Consider the following 5,496-nt stretch of genomic DNA (forward strand, 5'->3'; position numbering starts at 1 on the left):
CCGACGCCGTCCTCCCAGAGGTATCCGGAGACGAAGTTGCCGCCCGGGTAGCGCACGACCGTCGGCCCCATCTCCTTCACCAGCGCCAGCACGTCCCGGCGGAACCCCCGCTCGTCGGCCTGCGGGTGCCCGGGCTCGAAGATGCCGGTGTAGACGCAGCGTCCCATGTGCTCGACGAACGAGCCGAAGAGCCGGCGGGGCACGTCTCCCACCGTGAAGTCGCGGTCCATGACGATGCGGGCGCGGGGCATGGTTCTCCTGTCGAAGGGGGGTGTGCCGAGGGGGAGCGGCTCAGGTGCCGCCGAAGCCGGTCGTGGCGACGCCGCGGACGATCTGCTTCTGGAAGATCAGGAACAGCACGATCAGCGGCAGCGAAGCCAGCACCGCCTGCGCCATGACCTGGGCGTACTGCACCCCGTAGGCGCTGATCACGGTCTGCAGGCCCACCGGCAGGGTCATGAGGTTCGTGTCGTTGATGATGAGGAACGGCCAGAGGAAGTTGTTCCAGGTCGAGATGAACACGAAGATCGCGACGGCGGCGAGGATGCCACGCGACAGCGGCAGCGCGATGGACCAGAACACGCGCACTCGCCCGGCGCCGTCGACCCGGGCGGCATCCTCGAGTTCGATCGGCACCTGGTCGAAGAACTTCTTCAGGATGAACACCATCGCCGGGGCGACCACCTGCGGCAGGATCAGTCCCAGCGGGGTGTCGACGAGGTTGAACGCGAGCATCTCGTAGAACAGCGGAATGATGAGCACCTGCGGCGGCACGACGATCGAGGCGATCACGGCGCCGAAGAGGAACTTCCTGCCGGGAAACTCCAGCCGCGAGAACGCGTAGGCGGCCATGGCCGAGATGGCCACCGTGATGGCGGTCACCGCAGCGGAGGTCCACAGGCTGTTGAACGCCCAGATGTAGACGTTCCCCTGGGCGAGGATCGCCGCGTACGCGTCGGTGGTGGGGCCCGACGGACCGATCCAGCTGCCACCGGAGGCGGCATCGGTCTCGGTCATGAACGAGGTGGCCACCGCCCAGAGAAAGGGAAGCAGCCAGCCGATCGCCATCAGCGCCAGCGCGAGGAAGGCGAGGATGTTGAGCGGGCTCAGCCGGCGCGCGCCGGGCTTGGTGGTGCGGTCGGGCCGGGTGCCGGCGCCGTCGGGCGTCGCCAGCGGGGATCGGACCTGAGCGGTGGTGGTCATGACTGCTCCCCCCGGCGGCGCATGGCGAACGCCTGCACCACCCCGATGATGACGATGATGGCGAAGAACACGTAGGAGATGGCCGAGGAGTATCCGAACCGGTAACCGACGAATCCGGCCTCGTAGATGTACTGCACGATCGAGCGGGTGGTGTCACTCGCGACGCCGCCGAGCATCTGGTACGCCTGGTCGAAGAGCTTCAGCGACGCGAGCATCTGCAGGATGACGATGAGCACCGTCACCTGGCCCAGCTGCGGCAGGGTGATCGACCACAGCTGGCGCCAGGGTCCCGCACCGTCGATGGCGGCCGCCTCGTACTGCTGCGCGGGGATGTTCTGCAGCGCCGCGAGGTACAGCAGGAAGTTGAAGCCCACCGTCCACCACACCGTGGCGATGACGATGGCGTACATGTTGGTGTCCGGGCTCTGCAGCCAGGCGAGGGGCTCCAGTCCGAACCAGGCGAGCACCCGGTTGGCGGCGCCGATCTGGGGGTTGAAGATCCACACCCAGATCTGCGAGATGACGGTGGATGCCAGCAGGTAGGGCATGAAGAACGACAGCCGCCACAGCCACTGGGCGGGGAGCCCCCGGTGCACCAGAAGGGCCATCACGAGCGCGAGGAGCACCAGCGGCACCGTCGAGAGGATGGTGAACCACACCGTGTTCCCGAGTGACCGCCACATCACCGGATCGCCGAGCGCTTCGGCGTAGTTGGCGAACCCGACGAAGCCGCCTCCGGCGCCGGTGAGGGACTGGTCGGTGAAGCTCAGGTAAAGCCCGTGCAGCAGCGGCCACACCAGGAACAGCACGAAGGCGATCATGAACGGGGTGAGGAACCCCCACGCCGCGGCGGTCTCGCGGCGCTCGCCGGTGGCGTGGCGGACGCGGGCCCCCGGACGGCCGGTCACGACCGTCGCTGTGGAGGCGGCAGGTGCCGTGGTGGTCATGACGCGCCTCCCTGCGGGTTGGCCGGATTGGGTGTTCGCAGCTGGGTGTCCAGGCGCGAGCGGAAGCGGGTGATCGCGGCAACCGGGTCATCGCCGCCCAGCAGCACGTTCTGCACCGCGGAGCCGAACTCCGCCTGGAATCGGGAGCCCGACCCGGTGAACCACGCGGGCGGGTCGTAGCGCACGTACTCCGCGGCCTCGGCGTAGTGGGCCTGCGGCAGCAGGTCGGCATAAGCCGGAGCCTCGGTGACGGGCAGGTACGCCGGGATGTGCCCGGCGCCGGCCCAGTCGAACGAACCCTTGAGGATGTCGGCGACGAACCGGTAGACGAGGTCCCGCGTCTCGGGGTTCGGTGAGCTCTGGTGCGGCAGCGTGAACGCGTGGGAGTCGGCGTAGACGCTGGGCGTACCGAAGAGGGTCGGGATGAGCGTGGCATCCAGTGGCAGGTCCGCTTGCTGCATCGACCGCAGCTCCCACACGCCGGTGAGGAAGAGGCCGCTGCGGCCGGTGGCGAACTCGGCGATCGCCGACTGGTAGTCGTTCTCTCGCGCCGCGATCTCACCGTCGAGCAGCTGCTGCATGAACGTCAGGGCGGTCAGCGCCGCGTCGTCGTCCATCTCGGCGGTGCCGCCTTCGGGCAGCTCGATCTCGGAGCCGTGCTGGGTGTAGAGCGTGTAGAACAGGCGCCACATCTGCGCCCCGTCGCCGAGGTAGCCGTAGGACAGGCCGTGGCCCTCGGACTCGCCGGCAACGGCCCGGGCGAGCTCCAGGAAGTCCTCGGGGGAGGAGACGGCACGCAGGCGTCCGTCGCTGTCCAGTACCCCGGCGCGCTCGCAGATCTCGGTGTTGAACATGAGGATGAACGGGTGAGCGTCCAGCGCGACGCTGTAGAGGTCGTCGCCGACGAAACCCTTCTCCCAGACGGCCGCAGGGAACGAGGCTTCGTCGACGCCGAGGTCGGCAAGGCGCTGCACGTCCCACGGGTCCAGCAGCCCGCCGGGGGCGTATCCGACGACACGCGACGCGTGCATCACCGACAGGTCGGGCGCCCGTCCGCCGGCGGCCGCCATGGCGAGCTTGGTGTAGTACGGCTCGCCCCACGACAGCACCGTCGGGTGCACGCCATACGCCGTCTGTGCGGCGTTGGCGGTGTCGATGAGTCCCGACATCGTCACGCCGTCGGCGCCGCTGAGCAGGTGCCAGAACTGCAGCGGCCGAGCGGTCTGGCCCGCGATGGGCGATCCGCTGCAGGCGGCGAGCGCAGCCGTCCCGGCGAGCATGCCCGCCAGACTCAGGAACTGTCGTCGTGATACCGGGGCCGTAGGTGTCATCGTCACTCCTTCGTGACTTCATCCGGGGACGGTTGAAGGCATCATGTCGCCGATTCAACCGTCCCCGCAAGCCCGGTCAGGGCCAGCGGGCTCGTCGCTCGTCGGCGCACGGCTGCGCCGACCTGACCGCCGCATCGCGCTATCGTCGGAGGCGATGCGCACCTCGGCTGACACCTCGACCTCCCTTCGCCGCACTGCCCTCGTCGTGGCGGTGGTCGGCATGCTCACCGGCGCGCTGGCCGGCTGCCAGCCGGAGCCCTCCGCCACGGAGCCGACCGGCGCCACCCCCTCGGGCACGCCAACGGCAGGCTCGTCGAAACCGGATGCCACACCGGATGCCACCCCGGAGGCGTCGCCGAGCGCGAGCGCGCCCGCACAGGACATCGCCCTTCCGGCATCCTGCGACGACATCTACTCCTCGTCGATGCGCGGGGTGCTCGAGGCGAATGTCGCGCCGATGAACGACCCCGGCGTCACCATGCCCTCCACGCAGAACGCCGATGCGCTGGCGCTGCTGGAATCGGGGGTGCCGACGCTGCGGTGCACGTGGGGCTACCCCTCCGAGAGGGGCATCGCGACGAGTGTCGCGATCGTCGACCCGGCCGCCGAATCCGAGCTGGTCGCAGCGCTGTCAGGCTCCGGCTTCGCCTGCGGCGACGCGCAGGGCGGCACCCTGTGCCGGTTCAACGAGACGCTCCTGAGCTACGACGACAAGCTGGTGGAGAAGGGCGAGACGCACTTCTTCCGCGACAACGGCTGGGTGTCCACGGTGTGGCTGGACTACGGGCCCGAAGGCTATACCGAAGACATTGCCGCAATGATCTGGGGCTGACCGGCGCATATGCCCTAGACTGGATGGCGGGGAAAGGCGCCTCGCCGCCGCATTCGGCCGCAGTGGGCCCGTGTCGCCACGTGCGATGTCCCTCTACCGCGGTCGTCCCGGCATCCGAGCCGCACGCGGTGACATGCAGATCGATCCCGCCCCGGGAAAGCCCGAGGCATCCGGCATCCACGCCCAGGAGGAGCATGCCGACCACGGCACCTGCCGCGCAGTCCACGTCGCGGCGCAGGAAGAATTCGTCGTCGCGACGTGACGACGACGCGCCCATCATCCCGATCCTCGCCCGCAAGGTGCGCGAGGTCGAGGCCAAGTCCCAGCGCGGAAAGCTCGGCCCCACCAACCGTTCGAAGTTCCAGGTGATCGCCTTCCTCGTGCGCGAGGAGCGGGCCCGGGTCAAGGCAGACACCGACGTCACCGATGCCACGCGCGCGGAGCTGCTCAAGCGCCTCGACGGGGTCGCCACGATCCTCGCCAAGACCGCGGCGCGTGACACGTCGCTCATCCAGCTGCTCGAGGTCGACCAGGCCACGTCGCCTGTGGCCAAGCGCATGCGTCGGGACTGGCTGCTCGAGTCGGGAGCCGAGCTCCCGCCGGACGAGCTCATCATCACCGACCGCGTCCCGGTGGCGGCCCCCGTCGTCCCGGCCGCCGTCAGCTCGCGTCAGGTGTTCCCCCCGCAGATCGAGGCACGCCGCGAGGCGAACCCGTTCCTGCCGCCGGACCTCTCGCGCAAGCCGCACGCCGACACCCCCCGTCGCCGCCTCGACGGCTGGGAGCTCATGGGGCCGCTGTACAAGGCGTTCGAGACCGGCGCCGGCGGCACCGCGGCGTCGATGGACCTGCCGCCCATGCCCGAGTTCGACCGCCTGTCGCCCAAGGGCCTCGAGATCATGCCGCACCAGTCGCGGTTCCTCGAGGCAGTGCGTCACGGTCACCGCAGCTTCCTGCTCGCCGACGAGCCGGGACTCGGCAAGACGGCCGAGTCGGTGCTCGCGGCATCCGTCGCCGACGCCTACCCTCTGCTGGTGGTCGTGCCCAACGTGGTCAAGATGAACTGGGCCCGCGAGGTGCACCGCTGGACGCCGCAGCGTCGGGCAACGGTCATCCATGGCGACGGCGAGAACATCGACGCGTTCGCGGACGTCTTCATCGTCAACTACGAGATCCTCGACCG

6 protein-coding genes and 1 pseudogene are annotated in these 5,496 nt (G+C 69.3%); 3 read left to right on the top strand and 4 right to left on the bottom strand.

Translation table 11 applies throughout. The features are described from left to right. The 4 genes and pseudogenes from NQ160_RS17475 to NQ160_RS17490 all read right to left on the bottom strand — a co-directional run. A pseudogene (locus NQ160_RS17475) lies at positions 1 to 251 on the bottom strand (alpha-L-arabinofuranosidase); the annotation flags it as partial. 40 nt (positions 252 to 291) lie between these two features. Further along, on the bottom strand, positions 292 to 1,203 hold the full coding sequence (locus NQ160_RS17480) for a carbohydrate ABC transporter permease (RefSeq protein WP_257516418.1): 912 nt from the start codon (positions 1,201 to 1,203) through the stop codon (positions 292 to 294). Next, positions 1,200 to 2,150 (bottom strand): carbohydrate ABC transporter permease, encoded by a 951-nt coding sequence (locus NQ160_RS17485; protein ID WP_257516419.1) that lies wholly within the window; start codon positions 2,148 to 2,150, stop codon positions 1,200 to 1,202. The genes NQ160_RS17480 and NQ160_RS17485 overlap by 4 nt, the downstream gene beginning before the upstream one ends. Beyond that, complete coding sequence (locus tag NQ160_RS17490) at positions 2,147 to 3,481, bottom strand: extracellular solute-binding protein (protein ID WP_257516420.1); 1,335 nt, start codon at positions 3,479 to 3,481, stop codon at positions 2,147 to 2,149. Before NQ160_RS17490 ends, NQ160_RS17485 begins: the two co-directional genes overlap by 4 nt. A 154-nt stretch (positions 3,482 to 3,635) precedes the next feature. Here NQ160_RS17490 and NQ160_RS17495 point away from each other — a divergent pair, with 154 nt between their 5' ends. From NQ160_RS17495 to NQ160_RS17505, 3 genes are all read left to right on the top strand, one after another. Next, positions 3,636 to 4,313: a hypothetical protein gene (locus NQ160_RS17495; protein ID WP_257516421.1), complete on the top strand. Its 678-nt coding sequence runs from the start codon at positions 3,636 to 3,638 to the stop codon at positions 4,311 to 4,313. Between the two features lie 85 nt (positions 4,314 to 4,398). Beyond that, on the top strand, positions 4,399 to 4,575 hold the full coding sequence (locus NQ160_RS17500) for a hypothetical protein (RefSeq protein WP_257516422.1): 177 nt from the start codon (positions 4,399 to 4,401) through the stop codon (positions 4,573 to 4,575). Further along, positions 4,508 to 5,496 (top strand): SNF2-related protein (locus NQ160_RS17505; protein WP_257516423.1); only part of this gene is annotated, 989 nt, incomplete at its 3' end. The genes NQ160_RS17500 and NQ160_RS17505, both read left to right, overlap by 68 nt.

Source organism: Microbacterium sp. zg.Y909, from assembly GCF_024626565.1.

What these genes read in the sequence shown, in the direction of transcription:
- NQ160_RS17485 (WP_257516419.1), bottom strand. Translation starts at nt 2,150, where the DNA reads ATGACCACCACGGCACCTGCCGCCTCCACAGCGACGGTCGTGACCGGC.
- NQ160_RS17500 (WP_257516422.1), top strand. Translation starts at nt 4,399, where the DNA reads ATGTCCCTCTACCGCGGTCGTCCCGGCATCCGAGCCGCACGCGGTGAC.
- NQ160_RS17495 (WP_257516421.1), top strand. Translation starts at nt 3,636, where the DNA reads ATGCGCACCTCGGCTGACACCTCGACCTCCCTTCGCCGCACTGCCCTC.
- NQ160_RS17480 (WP_257516418.1), bottom strand. Translation starts at nt 1,203, where the DNA reads ATGACCACCACCGCTCAGGTCCGATCCCCGCTGGCGACGCCCGACGGC.
- NQ160_RS17490 (WP_257516420.1), bottom strand. Translation starts at nt 3,481, where the DNA reads ATGACACCTACGGCCCCGGTATCACGACGACAGTTCCTGAGTCTGGCG.